Annotated in this window: 18 protein-coding genes; 15 read left to right on the plus strand and 3 right to left on the minus strand. The window is 72.4% G+C overall.

Annotated elements, in window-relative coordinates; all coding sequences use genetic code 11:
• Positions 1-100 precede the first annotated feature (100 nt).
• Positions 101-763, plus strand: coding sequence for a hypothetical protein (locus BDZ31_RS07740; protein WP_183340589.1), 663 nt, complete (start codon positions 101-103; stop codon positions 761-763).
• 55 nt (positions 764-818) lie between these two features.
• On the opposite strand, the gene BDZ31_RS07745 is transcribed toward BDZ31_RS07740, so the two are convergent.
• Positions 819-1,544, minus strand: a complete 726-nt coding sequence (locus tag BDZ31_RS07745; RefSeq protein WP_183340591.1) for a dihydrofolate reductase family protein — start codon at positions 1,542-1,544, stop codon at positions 819-821.
• A 125-nt stretch (positions 1,545-1,669) separates the two neighbouring features.
• Positions 1,670-2,302 carry an ABATE domain-containing protein gene (locus tag BDZ31_RS07750; RefSeq protein ID WP_183340593.1) on the minus strand — a complete coding sequence of 211 codons (633 nt, stop codon included), beginning with the start codon at positions 2,300-2,302 and terminating at the stop codon, positions 1,670-1,672.
• 35 nt (positions 2,303-2,337) lie between these two features.
• On the opposite strand from BDZ31_RS07750, the gene BDZ31_RS07755 reads away from it, so the two are divergent.
• The 3 genes from BDZ31_RS07755 (at position 2,338) to BDZ31_RS07765 (ending at position 4,690) form a co-directional block, all read left to right on the plus strand.
• Complete coding sequence (locus tag BDZ31_RS07755; protein WP_183340595.1) at positions 2,338-2,739, plus strand: VOC family protein; 402 nt, start codon at positions 2,338-2,340, stop codon at positions 2,737-2,739.
• A gap of 51 nt (positions 2,740-2,790) precedes the next feature.
• Entirely contained in the window at positions 2,791-3,570 is a 780-nt protein-coding gene (locus BDZ31_RS07760) for a polyphosphate kinase 2 family protein (RefSeq protein WP_183340597.1), read from the plus strand.
• Positions 3,571-3,691: 121 nt separating this feature from the next.
• Positions 3,692-4,690, plus strand: a complete 999-nt coding sequence (locus BDZ31_RS07765; protein WP_183340599.1) for a TerC/Alx family metal homeostasis membrane protein — start codon at positions 3,692-3,694, stop codon at positions 4,688-4,690.
• 131 nt (positions 4,691-4,821) lie between these two features.
• On the opposite strand, the gene BDZ31_RS07770 is transcribed toward BDZ31_RS07765, so the two are convergent.
• Positions 4,822-5,466: a TetR family transcriptional regulator gene (locus tag BDZ31_RS07770; RefSeq protein WP_183340601.1), complete on the minus strand. Its 645-nt coding sequence runs from the start codon at positions 5,464-5,466 to the stop codon at positions 4,822-4,824.
• A gap of 257 nt (positions 5,467-5,723) precedes the next feature.
• Between BDZ31_RS07770 and BDZ31_RS07775 the strand changes: the two genes are divergently transcribed.
• From BDZ31_RS07775 to BDZ31_RS07825, 11 genes are all read left to right on the plus strand, one after another.
• Positions 5,724-7,241 carry a flavin-containing monooxygenase gene (locus tag BDZ31_RS07775; protein WP_183340603.1) on the plus strand — a complete coding sequence of 506 codons (1,518 nt, stop codon included), beginning with the start codon at positions 5,724-5,726 and terminating at the stop codon, positions 7,239-7,241.
• A gap of 323 nt (positions 7,242-7,564) precedes the next feature.
• Complete coding sequence (locus tag BDZ31_RS07780; protein WP_183340604.1) at positions 7,565-8,608, plus strand: SAM-dependent methyltransferase; 1,044 nt, start codon at positions 7,565-7,567, stop codon at positions 8,606-8,608.
• A 3-nt stretch (positions 8,609-8,611) separates the two neighbouring features.
• Complete coding sequence (locus BDZ31_RS07785; protein ID WP_183340606.1) at positions 8,612-9,004, plus strand: cupin domain-containing protein; 393 nt, start codon at positions 8,612-8,614, stop codon at positions 9,002-9,004.
• A gap of 29 nt (positions 9,005-9,033) precedes the next feature.
• Complete coding sequence (locus BDZ31_RS07790) at positions 9,034-9,996, plus strand: acetaldehyde dehydrogenase (acetylating) (RefSeq protein WP_183340608.1); 963 nt, start codon at positions 9,034-9,036, stop codon at positions 9,994-9,996.
• A 31-nt stretch (positions 9,997-10,027) separates the two neighbouring features.
• Entirely contained in the window at positions 10,028-11,092 is a 1,065-nt protein-coding gene (dmpG, locus tag BDZ31_RS07795) for a 4-hydroxy-2-oxovalerate aldolase (RefSeq protein ID WP_183340610.1), read from the plus strand.
• Positions 11,089-11,928, plus strand: coding sequence for a 2-keto-4-pentenoate hydratase (locus BDZ31_RS07800; protein WP_221242844.1), 840 nt, complete (start codon positions 11,089-11,091; stop codon positions 11,926-11,928). Before dmpG ends, BDZ31_RS07800 begins: the two co-directional genes overlap by 4 nt.
• Positions 11,921-12,730: an alanyl-tRNA editing protein gene (locus tag BDZ31_RS07805; RefSeq protein WP_183340612.1), complete on the plus strand. Its 810-nt coding sequence runs from the start codon at positions 11,921-11,923 to the stop codon at positions 12,728-12,730. Before BDZ31_RS07800 ends, BDZ31_RS07805 begins: the two co-directional genes overlap by 8 nt.
• A 2-nt stretch (positions 12,731-12,732) precedes the next feature.
• Positions 12,733-15,951, plus strand: coding sequence for an isoleucine--tRNA ligase (gene ileS, locus BDZ31_RS07810; RefSeq protein WP_183340614.1), 3,219 nt, complete (start codon positions 12,733-12,735; stop codon positions 15,949-15,951).
• 216 nt (positions 15,952-16,167) lie between these two features.
• A complete protein-coding gene (locus tag BDZ31_RS07815) occupies positions 16,168-18,093 on the plus strand; it encodes a hypothetical protein (protein ID WP_183340616.1) in 1,926 nt (641 codons plus the stop codon).
• Complete coding sequence (locus tag BDZ31_RS07820) at positions 18,090-19,214, plus strand: alpha/beta fold hydrolase (RefSeq protein ID WP_183340617.1); 1,125 nt, start codon at positions 18,090-18,092, stop codon at positions 19,212-19,214. The genes BDZ31_RS07815 and BDZ31_RS07820 overlap by 4 nt, the downstream gene beginning before the upstream one ends.
• Positions 19,215-19,321: 107 nt before the next feature.
• The gene (locus BDZ31_RS07825) at positions 19,322-20,635 is read left to right on the plus strand and encodes a PIN-like domain-containing protein (protein ID WP_183340619.1); all 1,314 of its coding nucleotides are present in this window, start codon (positions 19,322-19,324) and stop codon (positions 20,633-20,635) included.
• Positions 20,636-20,645 lie beyond the last annotated feature (10 nt).

The following is a 20,645-nucleotide window of genomic DNA, read 5'->3' on the forward strand; positions in this document are numbered from 1 at the left end:
ATCGCCTTCGTCGGCCGCGTCGCGGAGGTCGCCGCGGCGGCCCCTCGGCTTCACGTGCCCGCGCTTCGGCGGGCGCACCGTCTCGCGGTAGATTGGCGCGGTGACCGAACCGCCGCGCAGCCCCGGCGTCCCGCCGGGGCTCCTGTTCGTCGTCGCCGGCCTGATCGCGGTGGCGATCGGCGTCGCGCTGCCGATGGGCATCCCCGAGGACCCGGCCTTCACGCTGTCGGGCAACACGCTGCTCGCCGACTTCGGCGACGGCTGGATCTTCCTCTGCGGCGTGCTCGCGGTCGCCGTCTGCCTCTGGTGCTGGTGGCGGCTCGGCGCGTCGTGGCTGTGGATAGCGCTGCCCGGCGTCGTCGGCCTGCTGGCGGCCGGGGTGGAGGCCGCCGCCGTCGCCGCCGACGAGGTGTGGGCCGACGAGCACGGCCTCCCGCTCGCGACGCGCCCGGGCGCCGGCATCTGGACGGTCGCGATCGGCTCGCTGCTCGTCGCCGTCGGCGGCAGCGCGCTGCGCGGCGCCGAGCGTCCCGCGCGCGCCCCCGCCTCCCCGTCTCCGGGCGACGGCGCTTCCGCAGGCGACCGCGCCCCCGCGGGCGACCGCGCACCCGCGGGCGGCCGCGCCTCTCCCGCGCGCGACCGTCCCGCCGCCGGCCGGCCCGCGCCGCCGCCCGCCGTGCGCCCCCGCTCGCGCGACGACGACACGCCGGCGCCGCCGCTGTGGCGGCGCCCGGAGAAAGACCCGCCGCTCGACGACCGCTGACGAGCTTCCGCTTCGGGCGCCGAGCGGCGGCTGCCCGTCGCGGACCTCGCTGGCCCTACGTGCCGTCGGCGCTCGGTCCGACGAGGTCGCCGCTGGCGCCGCGATCGTCCAGCACCAGCTTCGACCGCCCGGCGACGGCGTAGCGGATGTGGGTGACCGTGGGCGCCTCGACGACCCGCGTCGGGACCAGCTCGATGCCGTCGTCGGCGCCGAGGCCGAGGCTCGGGCCGAACAGGCGCTGACCGTCGCCGAGCAGCACCGGGGCGATGTGCAGCTCGAGCTGGTCGAGCAGCCCGGCGGCCAGCACCTGGCGCAGGAGCTCCCCGCCGCCGGCCATCGCCACGTCCTTGCCGGCGGCGGCCTCCCGGGCCAGCTCGATCGCCCGCTCGACTCCCTCGGTGACGAAGGTGAAGGAGGTGCCGCCCTGGCGTTCGAGCACCTCCCGGGAACGGTGGGTGACGACGAACACCGGCGCGCGGAACGGCGGCTCCTCGCCCCAGGGGACCTCGCCGGCGTCGAACATGCGGCGGCCCATGACGTAGGCGCCGGCCGCCGCGAACGTCTCCTCGATGATCTCCGAGTCGATCGACTGCTCGCCGCCGGCGTAGCCCTGCCGCTCGCGCCAGGCCATCGCGTCGACCGCCCAGCGGGTGATCCGGAAGAAACCGGGCGCTTCCGGACCCCGCATCCAGCCGCTCATGTCGTTGGGGTCCCGGGTGTCCCGCGGCCCGGTGTAGAAGCCGTCGAGGGAGATCGACATCTGGGCGGTCACCTTGGTCATCGTTCGTTCCTCTCGTGTCGGGCGGCCCCGTTCGGCCGCCGGTGCCCATGAGTCGGGGCCGGTCGCCGGTCCTCGACATGCGCCGGCGCGAAGACCGCTGAGCGGGACCGGTCTCCCCGCGCCGCTCAGCCCGACCGTCTGCGCGCGCGATAGGACCTGGCGCGGTTGCGGTCGCCGCAGCGCTCGGTGCTGCACCATCTGCGCCGGCCCGGCCGGGAGGCGTCGTAGAAGACGATCCCGCAGTCGTCGCTGGCGCAGATCCGCAGCCGCTCCCACTGCGCGCGGTCGGCGATCAGCTCGAGCGCGTCGCGCGCGACGTCGGAGAGGGCGGCGCGCGCGGTCGGCCGCGCCCAGCCGCGCGCGCCGGTGCGCGGGTCGACGTGGGGGACGAGTGGCGCGACCGCGGCGGCGGCGTCGATCGCCTCGATCGCGCCGCGCTGCGGCAGGCGCTCGCCGAGCAGCGCGTCGACGGCGGCGGTCACCGCCCGCCGCAGCGCTCTCGCCGCGCGCAGGTCGTCGGCGTCGGCGCGCGTTCCGGGGACCGCGAGCGCCCCCTCGGCCAGCCAGCGGTCGAGGTCGGCCGGCGCGTGCAGCACCTCCCAGACCGACAGCCAGTCGTCGCCGCCGGTCATCGCGAGGTCGACGGCGGGCCGCCCGGTGAAGACGAAGGCCGTCCGTCTCGGCAGCGCGGCGCGCTGCTCGGCCGTCATCGCGATGACGGCGCGGGCGGGCTTCGAGTCGGCGAGCGAGCGCGTCATGGGTATGACCCATGATATCGGGTAGGGTGGCGGACATGACCACATCGGCAATCGAGAACTGGGACTGGTCACGGCCGGTCTTCGACCATCTCCACCTGCGCGTCGCCGACCTCGCGGCGAGCCGCGCCTTCTACCTCGCTGCGCTGAGACCGCTCGGCATCCCGCTGCTGATCGACACGCCCGAGACGGTCCAGTTCCCCAACCTCGCTCTCAGCGCCGACGGGGAGCCGAGCGCGCGCGTCCACGTCGCGTTCGTCGCCGCCGACGAGGACGCGGTCGCGGCCTTCCACGCCGCCGGCGTCGCGGCCGGCGGGCGCGACAACGGCGCGCCCGGCCCGCGCAGATACGGCCCGCCCGGAAGCACCTACCACGCCGCCTACGTGCTCGACCCGGACGGCAACAACGTCGAGGCGGTCTTTCGCTCCTTCGGCGGCTGAGCGGCGGCGGCCGGTCGCGGCGCCGCTGCGGCGGGTAGGTTCCCGTGCGAGATGGGGCGCCTCGACGACGTCGACCTGAGCCGGTCGCTCGACAAGGACGAAGGTGCGCGGCTGCTGGCCGAGCAGCAGCGGCGCCTGCTCGCGCTGCGGCTGCAGCTCGGCGGCCTGCTCGGCGACCACGACCGCCTTGGGCCGCCGCTGTGCGTCCTGTTCGAGGGCTGGGACGCCTCCGGCAAGGGCGGCGCGATCAGACGCCTCGTCGCCCCGCTCGACCCGCGGCACGTGCGCGTCGTGCAGTTCGCGGCGCCGACCCCCGACGAGAAGCGCCACCACTTCCTCCAGCGCTTCTGGCCCGTGCTGCCCGGCTGGGGCGGCATGGCCGTGCTCGACCGCTCCTGGTACGGCCGCGTGCTGGTCGAGCGCGTCGAGGGCTTCGCGACCGAGGGGGAGTGGCGGCGCGCCCATGACGAGATCGCCGGTTTCGAGCAGTCGCTCCACGGCGAGGGGATGGTGCTGGTGAAGATCTTCCTGCACCTCTCCGACGCGGAGCAGAAGAAGCGGTTCGAGCAGCGTGCGAAGGACCCGCTCAAGCAGTGGAAGCTGACCGACGAGGACTGGCGCAACCGGGAGAAGCGCCCGGCCTATCTGGAGGCGCTGGAGGAGATGTTCGCCCGCACCGACCGTCCCGCCGCGCCGTGGACCGTGATCTCCGCCGAGTCGAAGCCGTTCGCGCGCGTGCGCGTGCTCGAGGCCGTCTGCGAGGCGATCGAGGAGGGCATGCGCGCCAACGGAATGGAGCCGATATCTTTCCCGCCACGAGAAGGGAAGTAGCCCTGCGACACGGCGCGTTCGTCAGTACGGCTCCGAGCACGGAGCCCGGCGCGTCGGCCGCACCATCGCGGCGGGCCAAACCTTCGAGACCACCGACAGATCTCGAAGGAGCCCCCAAGACATGACGTTCGCCTGGATCGGCCTTGCCGTCTTCATCGTCGCAGCGCTCGCGCTCGACCTCCGAGGGCACGGCGGCAGAGCGATGAGACCCAAGCAGGCGCTGTTCTGGTCGATCACGTGGACGGTGATCGGCGTCGCCTTCGCCGCCGTCGTGGTCGTGATCGAGGACGGCACCGCCGCGAGCGAGTACCTCGCCGGCTTCCTGATCGAGAAGTCGCTGTCGCTCGACAACCTGTTCGTCTTCGCGATCCTCTTCTCGTTCTTCCAGGTGCCCGACGAGCAGCGCCTGAAGGTGCTGATCTTCGGCATCGCCGGCGCGATCGTCCTGCGCACGATCTTCATCCTCGTCGGCGCGGCCGCGCTCGACGCCTTCCACGCGACGACCTACGTGCTCGGCGCGCTGCTGCTCTTCACCGCGATCAGAATCGCCAGATCGGGCGGGGAGGAGATGGACCCGGAGAGAACGCTGCTGATGCGCTGGATGCGCAAGCTGCTGCCGATCTCCAAGGAGTACGACGGCGACAAGCTGTTCACCGTCGAGAACGGCCGCAGACTGGCCACCCCGCTGTTCGCCGCGCTGGCGCTCGTCGCGGCCTTCGACGTGATGTTCGCGATCGACTCGATCCCGGCGATCTTCGCGATCACGCGTGACACGTTCGTCGTCTTCGCCGCGAACGCCTTCTCGCTGCTGGGCATGGTCTCGCTCTACTTCCTGCTCGACGGCCTGCTCGACCGCTTCCGCTTCCTCCACTACGGCCTCGCGGTGATCCTCGCCTTCGTCGCGGCGAAGCTGCTGCTGGTCGACACCTCGTTCCACCCGTCGATCGGCGTCTCGATGGCGGTGATCGTCGTCTCGCTCGCCGGCGCCGCGCTCGCCTCGGTGATCGTCGAGCGCAGAGAGGCGCGCCTCGCCGCCGAGCGCGCCGCCGCCGGCCACGGCCCGCTGCCGGCCGAGCCGCCGGCGGAGGAGAAGGACGAGACCCCCGCGCCGCGCGCGTAGCGCCCGCTTCCGGCCCGCGCGACCCCGCGTCGGGCGGGCCGCTCTCGACGCTCGCTGCCGCCCCGCGCGACTGCGCGCCGGGCGGGCGGCCCGCTCCGGCGCTCGCGCCCGCCCCGCGCCGTCCCCACCGCTCAGTAGCGGCCGAACGCCAGCGCGCGGTGGATCTGCTCGATCTGCGGCGCCAGCTCCATCAGGCCCTCGACGCCGCGGGTGCGGACGTGCTCGGCGGTCAGCTCCCAGACGGCGGCGGCGGCCGCCTGGGGGATGTGGTCGGGCAGCGGCCCGAGCGCCGGATCCTCGGCGCGGGCGGCGCGGTAGCCGTCGGCTATGACGGCCGCGAAGCGGCCGTGGAGGACGGCGCGGCGCGCGAGCGCGTCCTCGCCGGCGCCGAGCACCTCGATCAGGAACGAGCGCGCGAAGGCCGGCTCGGCCGCGAGCACCTCGAGGTAGACGCGCGCGCCGACGCGCAGCTGCTCCTCCCAGCCGTCGGCCTCCGCGACCGCCTGCACGACGAGCCCGAGCAGCAGCTCGAAGCCCGACTCCCACGCCGCCAGGAAGCAGGCGTGCTTGTCGGCGAAGTGCTCGTAGAAGGTCTTGCGCGAGACGCCGGCGCGGGCGATCACGTCGGCGACCGTCGTCGCGGCGTAGCCCTGCTCGGCGACGCAGGCGGCCATCGCCTCCAGCAGCCGGCCGCGCTGCGAGGCGAGCACGACGTCGCGCGCCGCCGCGTGGCGCCCGCGCGGCAGCGACCGCGGGATCGCCGGTTCGCCGCTCACGCCGCCGCCCGCCCGCGCCGCTCCGCCCGCCCGCGCCGCTCCGCCCGCCCGCCCGCGATGAGGTGCGAGTTCTGGTCGCTGTGCGACCGCAGATCGCACCTCATCGGCGGCGCGCCAGACTCGCCTCCGGCGTATGTGCCATCGATCGGTGTAGTATGCGCTTGCATCGTGGAAACACGATGGTACAGTAGGAAACAGGCTGTTTCTACGAGGCGGCGCACGGCCGCGCACCACTCGACCGGAAGCGAGACGCAGCGATGAGCGAGCAGACCGAGATCCCCGCGCACGTCGACGTCGCGATCGTCGGCACCGGCTTCGCCGGGCTCGGGATGGCGATCAAGCTCAAGCAGGCCGGGCGCGACGACTTCGTGCTGCTGGAGCGCGCCGGGGACGTCGGCGGCACTTGGCGCGACAACACCTACCCGGGCTGCCAGTGCGACGTGCCGTCCAACGTCTACTCGTTCTCCTTCGCCCCCAACCCCGGCTGGACGCGCACCTTCGCGCCCCAGCAGGAGATCTGGGCGTACCTCAGGGACGTCACCGAGCGCTACGGCCTGCGCCCGCACATCCGCTTCGGCGCCGAGCTGACGGGCGCCGAGTGGGACGAGGCGGCGCAGCGGTGGACGGTGGAGACCGCGCGCGGGACGTTGACCGCGCGCGTGCTCGTCGGCGCGATGGGGCCGCTCAGCGAGCCGGCGATCCCGCGCATCCCCGGCCTCGACCGCTTCGAGGGGACGAGCTTCCATTCCGCCACGTGGGACCACGGCCACGACCTGCGCGGCCGCAGGGTCGCCGTCATCGGCACCGGCGCCTCGGCGATCCAGTTCGTGCCGGCGATCCAGCCGCAGGTCGGTCGGCTGACCGTCTTCCAGCGCACGCCGCCGTGGATCATGCCGCGCCGCGACCGCCGCGTCCGCCCGCGCGAGCGCGCCCTCTTCAGGCTGCTGCCGGCGGCGCAGAAGCTCGTGCGCGACACCGTCTACGTCGGCCGCGAGCTGACCGTCCTCCCGTTCATGAAGCCGGGGCTGCTCGGCAAGGTCCCGGAGCGGATGGCGCGCGCCCACCTCGCCCGCTCGGTGCGGGACCCGGAGCTGCGCGCGAAGCTGACGCCCAGCTACGGCGTCGGCTGCAAGCGGATCCTGCTGTCGAACGAGTGGTATCCGGCGCTCCAGCAGCCCAACGTCGACGTCGTCACCGACGGCATCGCGGAGATCCGGCCGAACGCGGTCGTGACCGCCGACGGCCGCGAGCACGAGGTCGACACGATCATCTTCGGCACCGGCTTCCACGTCACCGACATGCCGTTCGTCGACAAGCTGCGCGGACGCGGCGGGAAGCTGCTCGGCGACCTCTGGCGCGAGCAGGGGATGCAGGCGCTGCGCGGCACGACCGTCCACGGCTTCCCGAACCTCTTCCTGATGGTCGGGCCGAACACCGGCCTCGGCCACAACTCGATCGTCTACATGATCGAGTCCCAGCTCGCCTACGCGATCGACGCGCTGGAGACGACGGCGCGCGAGGGCGCGGCCGTCTTCGATCCGACCGCCGCGGCGCAGACCGCCTTCAACGAGCTGGTCGCGAAGCGGATGAAGGGGACGGTCTGGACCTCGGGCGGCTGCGCCAGCTGGTATCTCGACGCCCACGGCCGCAACACGACGCTGTGGCCGGGCGCCTCGTGGCGCTTCCGGCTCCAGACGCGGCGGTTCGATCCGGCCGAGTACCGCCTCGACGCGCCGGTGCCCCAGCCGCGGCCCGAGCCGGTCGCCGTCGCCTGAACCGCGCGGCGCTCCCCCGAAGCGAGACGCGCGTGACGCGGAACTGCGTCACGCGCCCCCTCAGGGGGGAGAGAATGGCTCGCGAGGGCGACATCGCCGCTTGACGCGGACGGAGCGCCCGGCATATAACAGGCTCTGGCGCCGCGCACTGCGGCGTCGGGGGAACGAAAACGAGGAGCAGCTCGTGGTAGGCGTTCACCGAGTCCGCACGCATCTGGGGCCGGTCGTCGCGGGCTGCGATGAACTGATGTCGAGGGGACCGCGCGGTTGCGGGCGCTCTGCGCCGCCGCTCCGCGCTGCCCGAAGGGCGAGGTGAGGAGCCGATGGCCGACGTCGAACCGTTGCTGCGGACCGAATCCGGGGATGCGATAGGCGGCGACGCGGCCGCGCGACGTCCGGTCTTCGAGCTGTTCGAGGGGTTCGCGCTCACGAGCGTGCTCGCCTCGCTCGAGCGCGCCGGCCTGCTCGCCCGCCTCGAGGGCGGCAGCGTGCCCGCCGACCCGAGCGAGGGCAGAGACGGCTTGCCGCTCGCGACGCTCCGCTATCTTGCTCAACGAGGAGTGGTCGAAGAGGTCAACGGGATGTTCACCCTTTCCCAGCGCGGTCGCGAAATCTGCAAGGACAAGGGCTACCTGGTCTGGCTCCAGGGCGGCTACGGCCACGTCCTCGCGTCGCTCGGCGACTTCTCGACCGGCGCGCGGCGCTACGGCGACGACGTCATACGCGACGGCCGCTGGGTCGCCGACGGCTCGGCGCTGATCGGCCGCGACGACGTCTCGCCGCACGCGACCGAGGTCCTCACCGGGATCGACTTCAGCCACGTCGTCGACCTCGGCTGCGGCAACGCCCGCTTCCTGATCGCGGCCGCCAACCGCTTCGGCGTCACCGGCGTCGGCGTCGACCTCGCGCCCGAGGCGTGCGAGGACGCCGGGCACGCGATCGCCGCCGCGGGGCTCGAGGACAAGATCAAGGTCCGCTGCGGCGACGCCGGCGACCTCGACGCGATCCCGGAGCTGGCCGAGGCCGACCTCGCGGTCGCCTTCTTCCTGCTGCACGAGATCTTCGAGCACGGGCGCGAGGCGCTGATGGCCTACCTGCGCAAGCTCGGCTCGATCATGCCGAGAGGGGCGTACATGCTCGTCGCGGAGGTGCAGCCGGCCAGCGGCGCGCCGGACGAGAAGTGGCGGCCGGAGTTCACGCTGCTGCACGCGATCATGCGCCAGCAGCTGCTGACCGCCGAGGGCTGGCACGACGCCTTCGTCGAGGCCGGCTGGTCGCGCCACGAGGTGCGCGACCTCGGCCTCCCGGGCGCCGTCCTGCTGCTGTACCAGAACACCGCGCCCGCGGGCGCCGAGGGAGGTGAGTGACCGATGCAGATCGCGCAACGGTCGGGCGTGACGATCACCGACGGGCTGCCGGTCTTCGTCGAGGTCGAGGGCCATCACGCGCCGACGCCGTTCATGGTCACTCCGGAGACGCTGCCGGGCACGCCGTTCAGCATCGCCGTCGTCGACGCGGCGAGACTGGTCGGCGCCCCGCACGCCGACCTCCACGTCCACGACGACCATGACGAGCTCTACCTCGTCGCGACGCCGGGACTGCGGTTCACCGTCGAGACCGAGGACGACGCGATCGAGCTGCGCTCGCCGGCGACGATCTCGATCCCGGCAGGGGTCAAGCACCGGCTGATCTGCCACGAGGTCGAGGGCGACCACTGCCCGTTCCTCGGGATCCTGGTGGAGAAGGGGACGCTGCCCGCCTAAGGGCGGTGAGAGGGGGAGACAGGAAAGCGATGGAAGCGTCAGCCGCAACGAGAACGAGCCCGCCGCCGCGACCGCATCTGCGGCTCGCCGCGCAGGGCGGTGGCGGCGCCCTGCGCGTCGGCATCATCGGCACCGGCAACATCGGCACCGACCTGCTGCTCAAGGTGCAGCGGTCGCCGCTGCTCGAATGCGAGCTGTTCGCCGGCCGCAACAGCAGATCGGCCGGCATAGGCAAGGCCCGCGAGCTGGGCGTCGAGACCTCCGATCGCAGCATCGCGCCGTTCGTCGAGGAGCCCGGCCGCTTCGACCTGATCTTCGACGCGACCTCGGCGGCCGACGCCGCGCGCCACTACGAGCTGCTGAAGCCGCTCGGGATACCGGTGATCGACCTGACCCCGGCGAAGCTCGGCAAGCTCTGCATCCCGGCGCTCAACCTCGCCGACTGCGTCGGCCAGCCCAACCTCTGCATGGTCACGTGCGGCGGCCAGGCGGCGGTGCCGCTGGCGCGCTGCGTGATCGAGACCCAGCCGGAGGTCGAGTACGTCGAGATCGTCTCGACGAGCGCGTCGGCGAGCGTCGGGCCCGCGACGCGGATCAACATAGACGAGTACCTGGCGACGACCGAGGCGGCGCTGCGCCACTTCAGCAAGGCCGAGCGGGTCAAGTCGATCCTGCTCGTCAACCCGTCGAAGCCGCCGATCATGATGCAGAACACGGTCTTCGCGAAGGCCGACGAGGCCGACCTGCCGGCGCTGACGGCGGCGGTCGAGCAGATGGTCGAGCGGATACGGGCCTACGTCCCCGGCTACCGGCTGGTCGTCGCGCCGCTGCACGAGAACGGGCGCATCGCGATGACCGTCCAGGTCGCGGGCGCCGGCGACTACCTGCCGGCCTACGCCGGCAACCTGGACATCATCACCTGCGCCGCGGTCGCCGCGGCGGAGGAGAACGCGCGAGTCCTCCTTGGGGGCTCCGCCGCGACGGGACACTGAGGCGTGAGATGACTGAGGGGGAACCAGTCGCATGGCACAGATCCTGATCAGCGATCCGACGCTGCGGGACGGCAACCACGCCGTGCAGCACCGACTCAACGAGGAGCAGATCCGCCGCTACGCCGCCGCGGCCAACGCCGCGAGAGTCGCGATAGTCGAGGTCGGGCACGGCAACGGCCTCGGCGCCTCCTCGCTGCAGGTCGGCGAGGCGCTGCTGAGCGACGCCGACATGCTGCGGATCGCCCGCGAGGAGCTCTCCGACGTGAAGCTGGGCGTCTTCGGCATCCCCGGCTTCGCGACGATGACGCGCGACCTCGACGTCGCGATCGACGCCGGCGCCGACGTCTTCCGCGTCGGCGCCCATTGCACCGAGGCCGACCTGACAGAGCGCCACATCACCTACCTGCGCGAGCAGGAGAAGGACGTCTACGGCGTCCTGATGATGTGCCACATGGCCACGCCCGAGCGGCTCTGCGAGGAGGCGCTCAAGATGAAGGCATACGGGGCGAGAGGCGTGATCGTGATGGACTCGGCCGGCGCCTTCCTGACCGCCGACCTGCAGGACCGCATAGCCCGGCTGGTCGACGCGACCTCGTTCGCGATCGGCTTCCACGGCCACAACAACCTCTGCCTCGCGGTCGCCAACTCGGTCGCGGCGGTCGACGCCGGCGCGACGATCGTCGACGGCACGGCGCGTGGCTTCGGGGCCGGCGCCGGCAACACCGAGCTGGAGGTGCTCGTCGCGGTGCTGGCCGAGCTCGGCCACGACACCGGCATAGACCTCTACAAGGTGCTCGACGCCGCCGACCTCGCCGAGCGCGAGCTGGTGCAGCAGCTGCCGAGCACCGACTCGGTCGGCATCGTCAGCGGCCTCGCCGGCGTCTTCTCCGGCTACTCGAAGCCGGTCCGCCGGATCGCCAGAGACTTCGGCGTCGACCCGCGCGACGTCTTCTTCGCGCTCGGCAGACGCGAGGTGATCGCCGGCCAGGAGGACGTGATCCTCGAGGTCGCGATGGCGCTGCGCGACGCGGTCGAGGAGCAGAGGCTGGAGCAGCAGGACGAAGAGATACGCACGACCGAGGGGGAACGGTCATGACGCCGCGCACGATCACGGGGACCTTCGACGGCGCCCGCCCGGCGATGCTGGAGGCGAGCGAGCTGACGCCGCACCACGAGGCGCTCGCGCGCCTGCTCTGGCACGCCGAGCTGCAGGGCGAGCCGATCGAGCCGCTGAGCGGCACCTTCCCGGACCTGACGCTGTGGGACGCCTACCGGATACAGGCGATCGGGCGCGGCCTGCGCAGCGCCGAGGGGGAGGAGCTGCGCGGCTGGAAGGTCGGGCTCACCTCCCGCGCGATGCAGGAGATGATGAACGTCGACCAGCCCGACTCCGGCTACCTGCTCGAGTCGATGGTCGTCCACAGCGGCGCGCAGCTGCGCGCCTCGCGCTTCATCCAGCCGCGCGTCGAGGCCGAGATCGCCTTCCTGCTGAAGTCGCCGCTGGAGGGGCCGGGCGTCACCCGCGAGGAGGTGCTGGAGGCGACCCACGCCTTCGCGCCGGCGCTCGAGGTGATCGACAGCCGCATCACCGACTGGCGGATCGGGATCGTCGACACGGTCGCCGACAACGCCTCCTCGGGCATGTGCGTGATCGGCGACTGGGAGTCGGCCGAGGACATCCGCTCCGAGCAGATCGGCGTCAGCCTCGCGGTCGGCCCCGAGCTGGTCCGCGGCCGCGGCGACGCCGTCCTCGGCCACCCCGCCGAGCCGGTCGCGTGGCTGGCGCGGACGCTCGCCGAGCAGGGCCTGCGGCTGGAGCCGGGCGACATCGTGATGCCGGGCTCGGTCGCGCGCGCCGTGCCGATCGCCGCCGGCCAGACGGCCTACGCGACCTACGACCGCCTCGGCGAGGTGAGCGTCAGCCTTGTCTGAGACCAGCGGCCGCTCAGGAGCCGAACGCGAGTTCCCGGCTGATCCCGCGGCACGGGCGCCGGCCGACGCGCCGCCCTACCAGGTCGACGCCTACCAGCGCACCTTCTCCGCGCGCGTCGTGCGCGCGGAGGGGACCGCCGTCCAGCTCGAGGGCAGCGCGCTCTACCCGGGCGGCGGCGGCCAGCCGGCCGACCACGGGACGCTGAGCGCGGGCGACCGCAGCTGGCGGGTCACCGGCGCCAAGCTGGCGCGCGACGACAGCGATCCCGCCTTCCCGGCGCCGGGGTGCTGGCATCTGCTCGACGGCGAGGCGCCCGAGGCGGGGACCGAGCTGGCCGGCGAGCTCGACTGGGAGCGCCGCTACGCGCTGATGCGCACCCACACCGCGCTCCACGTCCTCTGCGCCGTCGTCTGGCGCGACTACGGGGCGAAGGTCACCGGTGCCAACATGGAGCCGCTGCGCGGGCGGATGGACTTCGAGTTCGAGCACCTCTCGGGCGAGTTCGTGCGCGAGCTGGAGGAGAAGGTCAACGCCGAGGTCGCCGCCGCGCGTCCGACCCGCGTCGACTTCCTGCCGCGCGCCGAGGCCGACGCCGACCCCGAGCTGATCCGCAACAAGGTCAGCCTGCTGCCGCCGTCGATCACGGTCGTGCGCGTGGTGGGGATCGAAGGGCTGGACCTGCAGGCCGACGGCGGCACCCACGTCGCCAACACGAGCGAGGTCGGGACGATCTCGCTCCCGTCGTACAAGAGCAAGGGCAAGATCAACAAGCGAGTTGAACTCACGCTGACGGGAGGCTGAGCATGCGCGAGCCGCATCGACCGGTGGACAAGCGACCGGACTTCCCGCAGATAGAGGAGCGGGTGCTGGAGCGCTGGCGCGAGGAGCGGACCTTCGAGCAGGCGCTCGCGCAGCGGGAGGACGGGCCGGTCTTCAGCTTCATCGAAGGGCCGCCGACGGCGAACGGGAACCCGGGCTCGCACCACGTCCTGCTGCGGTCGTTCAAGGACTTCTACATGCGCTACCGCACGATGTGCGGCTACCGCGTGCCACGCAAGGCCGGCTGGGACTGCCACGGCCTGCCGGTCGAGCTCGAGGTCGAGAAGCAGCTCGGGCTCAACTCCAAGCGCGAGATCGAGGACTACGGCGTCGGCGAGTTCAACGAGCGCTGCCGCGCCTCCAACCAGCACTACATCAGAGCGTGGGAGCGGCTGACCGAGCGGGTCGGCTTCTGGATCGACCTCGAGAACGCCTTCCAGACCGGCACGCCGGAGTACATCGAGTCGGTCTGGTGGTCGTTGCATGAGCTGTGGGACAGAGGCCTGATCTACGAAGGCCACAAGGTCGTGCCGTACTGCCCGCGCTGCGGCACCGCGCTCTCCTCGCACGAGGTCGCGATGGGCTACGCCGAGGCCGAGGACCTGACCGCGACGGTCAAGTTGCCCGTCGTCGAGCGGCGCGGGCCGCTGCAGGTCGGCGACGCGCTGCTGATCTGGACGACGCAGCCGTGGACGCTGTTCGCCAACTGCGCCGTCGCGATCGACCCCGACGTCCGCTACGTGCGCGCGCGCCGCGACGGCGAGGTGCTCGTGCTGGCCGAGGAGCGGATCGCCGACGTGCTCGGCGAGGAGGGCGTCGAGGTGCTCGACCGCTTCCCCGGCCGCACGATCGTCGACGCCCGCTACGAGCCGCCGTTCGACCACCTGCCCGACCACGGGCCGAAGGGCCACACGGTGCTCGCCGCCGACCACGTCACGCTCGACAAGGGCACCGGCCTCGTCCACACCGCGATGGCGTTCGGCGAGGAGGACTTCGTCCTCTGCGAGCGCCACGCGATCCCGCTCGTCAACCCGGTCCGCGAGGACGGCACCTACGACGCCCGGATCGACGGCTGGGAGGGGATCTTCGTCGGCGACGCGACGCCGAGAGTGATCGAGGAGCTGCGCGCCGCCGGCAAGCTGCTGGAGGCGGCGCCGTACTCGCACTCCTATCCGCACTGCTGGCGCTGCGACTCGAAGCTCCTCTACTACGCGAAGGAGAGCTGGTACATCGCGACGCGCGACCAGCGCCACGCGATGCTGAGACAGAACCAGCGGATCGACTGGCGGCCCGAGCACGTCCGCGACGGCCGCTTCGGCAACTGGCTCCAGGGCAACGTCGACTGGGCGCTGTCGCGCGACCGCTACTGGGGGACGCCGCTGCCGATCTGGCTGTGCGACGACCCGGGCTGCGACGCGCGCCACTGCGTCGGCTCGATGGAGGAGCTGAGAGCGCTCGCCGGCGAACTGCCGAGAGACCTCCACCGGCCCTACATCGACGAGGTCACGTGGGCCTGCTCGGTCGAGGGCTGCGGCGGGACGATGAGACGGGTCAGAGCGACGATCGACACCTGGTACGACTCGGCCTGCATGCCGTTCGCGCAGTTCCACTACCCGTTCGAGGGTGTGGAGGAGTTCAGAGCGCAGTTCCCGCCGTCGTTCATATGCGAGGGGATCGACCAGACGCGCGGCTGGTTCTACACCTCGCTGGCGGTCTCGACGCTGCTGTTCGACGACATCCCGTTCCAGACGGCCGTCTGCGTCGGCCACGTGCAGGACAGAAACGGCCACAAGATGTCGAAGAGCCGCGGCAACGCGGTCGACCCGTGGGACGTGCTGGAGCGCCACGGCGCCGACGCCTTCCGCTGGTACTACCTCGCCTCCCAGCAGCCGTGGGCCGGCTACCGCTTCTCCAGAGAGGCGGTGCAGGAGGCGGTCAAGCAGGTGCTGATGCCGCTGTGGTCGGTCTACTCGTTCTACGTGATGTACGCGAACATCGAGCGCTTCGACGCGCGCGCCGCGGCCGCCGCGCCGAAGCCGGCGCGCCGCTCCGAGCTCGACCGCTGGGCGCTGTCGCGGCTGCAGGGCGTGACCGCGCGGATGCGCGAGCGGGTCGACGCCTTCGACGCCCACGGCGCGACGCAGGTCGTGCTCGAGTGGCTCGACGACCTCTCCAACTGGTACGTGCGGCTGTCGCGCCGCCAGTTCTGGAACGGCGACGCCGGCTCGCTCGCGACGCTGCGCGAGTGCCTGCTGACGACCGTCAAGCTGATCGCGCCGGCGCTGCCGTTCGTCGCCGAGGAGCTGTACGAGAACCTCGTCGGCGGCACGACCGGCGTCTTCCGCGCGGAGCCGCGCTCGGTCCACCTCTGCGACTACCCGGTCGCCGACGGGGCGCTGGTCGACGAGCGGCTGGAGCGCGACATGCGCTTCGCGCGCGAGACGATCGAGCTCGGCCGCGACGCGCGCGACAAGGCGAAGGTGAAGGTCCGCCAGCCGCTCGGCCGCGTGATCGTCTGCACCTCCGCGAGAGACGGCCGCGAGGCGGTCGCGCGGATGGGCGAGCTGATCTGCCGCGAGCTGAACGTCAAGCGGGTCGAGGTCGTCGCCGACGAGCTGGCGCTGGAGCGGCCGCTGGTGCTGCCCAACCTGCAGCGGCTCGGCCCGCGCGTCGGCCGCGACATGCCGGCGATCGTCGCCTCGCTGCGGGCGCGCGACGGCGACGAGGCGCTGCAGGCGCTGCGCGAGCATGGCGTGCTGACCGTCCACGTCGGCGACCCCGGCGACCTGTTCGACCCGCCGCGCACCTATGCGCTGGCCGAGAACGACCTGGTCGTCCGCCGCGAGCCGCGCGACGGGCTCGTGCTGTCGTCGCGGCCGGGCGCCGCCGGGCTCGGCCTCGTCGTCGCGATCGACACGACGATCGACCCCGCGCTGAGGCGCGAGGGGCTCGCGCGCGAGATCGTGCGAGCGGTGCAGGCGGCGCGCAGAGAGGCCGGCGTCGCCGTCACCGACCGGATCGAGCTGCGGCTCGGCGGCAGCGACGAGCTGCTTGGCGCCGCGCGCGAGCACGAGGGCTACGTCGCGCAGGAGACGCTCGCGACCTCGGTCCTGTACGTCGGCGCCGTCGTCGAGGGCGCCGTCGACGTCGACGGCCACCCGCTCTCGGTCGCCGTCGCCGTCCAGGTCCCGACGCCGGCGTAGGCGGGGCGGGGCGGCGGGCGCGGCGGCGGCGCGGCGGCGCTCGGCGCGGCCGCCCCGCCGCCCGCCGCGCCGGCGCCCCGGCGGCGCCCCCCCCGGAGGAGTGGCGTTCTGGGGGTCGATATCACCCCCAAGCCGCCACTCCTCGCGCCGCAGGAGGCGAAGTCAGCACGGACATGGCGTGGTGTAACACTGATCGATGTAGCATGTACATCAGTCATGTTCGCCGCGATCGATGAACCCGCCGGCGGCGCCGCGATCGGCGAGGTGATCCTCGCCTCCTCCGCCGCGCTCACGCTGACCGTCGCCCTGCTCGTCCTCGGGCTCGGCCACCGTGCCGGCCGCGTCAAGCTGCTCGGCCGCGTCTCGGACTTCGCCGAGCGCCGCACGGGCCTGCCGGGCTGGGTCGGCTTTCCCGCCGCGATCGCCGCCGGCTCGCTGCTGTGCGCCGTGGTCGGCATGTACTGGGACATCGCGCTCCACATCGACGTGGGACGCGACGAGGGGCCGCTTGCCAACCCGGCCCACTACTTCATCCTGATCGGGCTGTTCGGCATCTTCACGGCGGGCTTCGTCGCGATGGTGCTGCCGTTCGGCAAGCCGAGCCGCTCGGCGGTCCGCCTCGGCGTCGAGTGGTACGCGCCGCTCGGCGGCCTGCTCGTCTGCTCGAGCGCCGCCTTCGCGCTGCTCGGCTTCCCGCTCGACGACGTCTGGCACCGGCTCTTCGGCCAGGACGTCACACTCTGGGGCCCGACGCACCTGATGCTGATCGGCGGCGCCTCGATGACGGTGCTCGGCCTCGCGGTGCTGCTCGTCGAGGGCCAGCGGGCCAAGGAGGCCGCCGCCGACGGCGCGGGCGGGCCGGGCGCCTCGGCTCCGGCGGGCACGGGCGGGACGCGCGCGGCCTCGGGACGACGCGGCGCGGTCGACGAGCCGGGCTGGGTCGGGCTGACCCGGCGCGTCGCGCTCTGCGGCGCCTTCCTGCTCGGCCTCTCGACCTTCCAGGCCGAGTTCGACTTCGGCGTCCCGCAGTTCCGCTTCGTCTTCCAGCCGCTGCTGATCATGCTCGCCGCCGGCGTCGGCCTCGTCGCCGTGCGCGTCTGGGCCGGGCGCGGCGCGGCGATCGGCGCGGTCCTCTTCTTCCTGCTGATCCGCGGGCTGCTGGCGCTGCTCGTCGGCCCCGTGATCGGCGAGACGACGCCGCACTTCCCGCTCTACGTCGTGCCGGCGCTGATCGTCGAGGCGATCGCGCTGAAGCCCGGGATCGTGCGCAGGCCGTTCCGGTTCGGGCTGCTGACCGGCATCGGGATCGGCACGCTCGGGCTCGCGGCCGAGTGGGGCTGGACCCACCTGTGGATGCCGATCCCGTGGCCGTCGACGCTGCTGCCGGAGGCGATCGTCTTCGGGCTGCCGACCGCGCTCGGCGCCGCCTTCGTCGGCGCCTGGATCGGCGACCGGCTGGCGCTCGGCGCCAAGGACCACGACCGGCGGCTCGACGTCGCCGCGCTGGCCGGCTCGCTCGCGATCTTCGCGCTGATCGGCGTCGCGCTCTACAAGCCGGCGGTCGAGGACGTCCGCGCGACGGTGACGCTCGCCGACGTCCAGGGCCCGCCGAACCGCGAGGTCGAGGCCGTCGTCAGGTTCGACCCGGTCGACGCCGCCGAGGGCAGCGAGTGGCTGACCGCGACCGCGTGGCAGGGCGACGGCTTCGTCGTCGACCGGCTCGAGCGGGTCGCGGACGGCGTCTACCGCACCACCCAGCCGATCCCCGTCCACGGCAACTGGAAGGCGCTGGTGCGGATGCAGCGCGGCAACACGCTCAGCGGCATCCCGATCTTCATGCCCAAGGACCGTGCGATCCCGGCGCCCGAGGTGCCGGCGCCCGCGAGCTTCACGCGCACCTTCGAGGCCGACCACAGAATCCTCCAGCGCGAGCAGAAGGCGGCCGCGGGCTGGCTGTGGGCGGTCGCCTACACGGTCGTCGGCCTGATCGCGCTGTCGCTGCTGGCGCTGATGGCGTGGGCGCTGCGACGGCTGTCGACGGCCGCCGAGGGCACGCCGCCGTCGACGCCGTCGGCGCGGGCGACCGCTGCCCCGACACCGTCGCCGCCGCTGAGCGGCGCCGCGAGCGGGGCGGGCGCGTGAACGAGTTGAAGGCTGCCGCGGTCCCTGGCCGCGAGCGGAGCGCCGGTCGCGCCGCGGCCGCGAGCGCCACGAGCGCTCGCAGCCGCGGCGGCGCGCGGCGCTGGGTGGAGGCCGGCGCGCTGCTCGGCGTCGGCGCGGCCGCCGCGGCGTGGGAGTCGGCGCGGCGCCGCGACCTGCGGCGGATCGAGGCCGACCCGGCCGGCGTCGCCCTCTTCGAGCGCCCGCGCGGCGAGGAGCGCGACGTCGTCGCCCCCGACGGGACGCGGCTGCGGGCCGAGCTGTTCGGCCCCGACGACGCGCCGCCGCTCGTCCTCGTCCACGGCTGGACCTGCGCGCGGCGGTTCTGGGCCGAGCAGCTGCACGCGCTCGCCGACCGCTACCGGATCGTCACGTTCGACCTGCGCGGCCACGGCGACAGCGAGGCGCCGGCCGGCGGCGACTTCTCGATCGACGCGCTCGCCGACGACCTGCAGGCGGTGCTCGACGCGACCGTCCCCGACGGGCGCCGCGCGCTGCTCGTCGGCCACTCGCTCGGCGCGATGTCGATCGTCGCCTGGGCCGGACGCTTCCCGGACGAGGTCGAGCGGCGGGCGGCCGGCGCGGCGCTGCTCAACACCGGCGTCGGCGACCTGATCGACCAGTCGCTGATCGTGAAGCTGCCGCGTGGGATGAGAGTGGCGAAGGCGGTCGTCGGCGGGATCTTCCTCAGCGCCAGCGGACCGTTGCCGCCGGCCTCGCCGATCAGCCTGCGGGCGGTCCGGTACGTCGCGCTGGCGCCGTCGGCGACGCCGGCGCAGATCGCCTTCTGCCAGGAGATGGTGCTCGCCTGCCGCCGCGACGTTCGCGCCGGCTGCGGCCGCACGCTGTCGCGGCTCGACCTCGCCGACGCGATCGCGTCGCTGACGGTGCCGACGACGGTGCTCGGCGGCGGCCGCGACCGTCTCACGCCGCCGCCGCACGTCGAGCGGATGGCAGCCGCGCTTCCCCGACTGGCCGAGCGGGTCGAGCTGCCCCGCTCGGGCCACATGGGTCCGATCGAGGACCCGCATGCAGTGAACGCCGCGCTCGAGCGGCTCGCCGTGACGGCAGGGGTCGCGCCCGCCGTCGCGGTCGTCTCGTAGTGCCCGCGTCCCCGCGGCCGGCCGCCGCGCCCGCGGCGGCCGGAGCCGCACGGGACACAAGCCGAACCGGATCGATCTGGTTCTATGTTCTGCGATTCTCCTGAGTAATGGCGACGAAAGCTGCCGGACGAGCAAGATCTTCCACGAGCGGTAAAGGGCTTTTCGATGGGTTCGAGGGGTACCGCACCCCAAGCCAGGACGCCTATAGACGCGTTCTGACACAAGGCATCGTCGCGGTCGACGCCAACGTTCTCCTGAACCTCTATCGCTACACAGAGCAGGCCAAGAACGACCTGCTCGCAGTCCTGGCGAGTCTGGGTTCCCAGCTCTGGGTTCCAAATCAGGTTGTTGTCGAGTTCTGGAGGAACCGCGAGGGTGTCCTGCGCGATCCACGAGGCACCGAGAGAGCCGCCCGGGAGTTGGTCGATGCTCGTGATCGAGCAACCGCGACAATCCGGGCATGGGCGAACCGAGTCTCGCTTCCGCCGGCGGAGGAGAGAAGACTCATAGACACCCTTCTCGGCGCGTACTCCACGGTCATTGATGGCGTGGACGCGTTCAGTGACAGATCAGGCGAGAGAGCCGCACGCGACACTGGTTCAGACGTCGTTTTGGGACGGCTCGAAGCCGTACTCGACAGCCGGGTCGGTCCGCCGTTGGAGTCGGACGCTCACGCCGTCGCCGTTGCGGAAGCGCGCCGTCGCATCGAGGAGCTGGTTCCGCCCGGCTTCAAGGACAAATCAAAGGACGGCGACGGTGCTGCCGGTGACTACCTCGTATGGGAGCAGTTGCTGATCGAAGCGAGTCGTCGCAGAAGCGATGTCCTCTTTGTCACGGGCGATGTCAAAGAGGACTGGTGGCGTCGAGAGCGTGGTGAACTGCGAGGGCCTCGGCTCGAACTGGTCGCAGAGATGCGCTCCCGCTCGGAAGGGAATTTGCTCATGCTGACTCCTTCGATGCTTCTCAGCATCGCCCGGTCAGTCCTTGACGTCGAGGTGCATGAGGAATCGGTCGAGAACGCTGAACGTGTTGACCGCCTTCTGGCAGGGGAAGAACGCGCTTCATCTGGTGACGGGTGGACCATCGATGCACTGGATGAGCTCTTCGACCGGCTCGCTGCCGAAGGTGGACCGCACGTCGAAGTGGTCGCCCGTGCCGCGGCTTCTGACGGGTTCGTTTCCCGAGACGAGGTGTACGAGATTGCGGGATTCGACCGGAGCCGTAGCCTCCGAGGCTTTACGCGCCCCTTGAATCGCTTGCGTCAATGTTTGGTTGAAGAGCGCGCGATTCCCGCGAGCAGCTGCGATCTGTTGCGCGCCGAGTATGACCCACTGTCGAACAATCCGAGCTTGGCGACTGGTTTTCGCGTTGCTGAGGCGGTGCTGCCGCTCGTCGTCGAGATACTCGATGACGGCTCCTAGCTGACGTTCC

It is taken from the genome of Conexibacter arvalis (genome assembly GCF_014199525.1).
GTDB lineage: Bacteria > Actinomycetota > Thermoleophilia > Solirubrobacterales > Solirubrobacteraceae > Conexibacter > Conexibacter arvalis.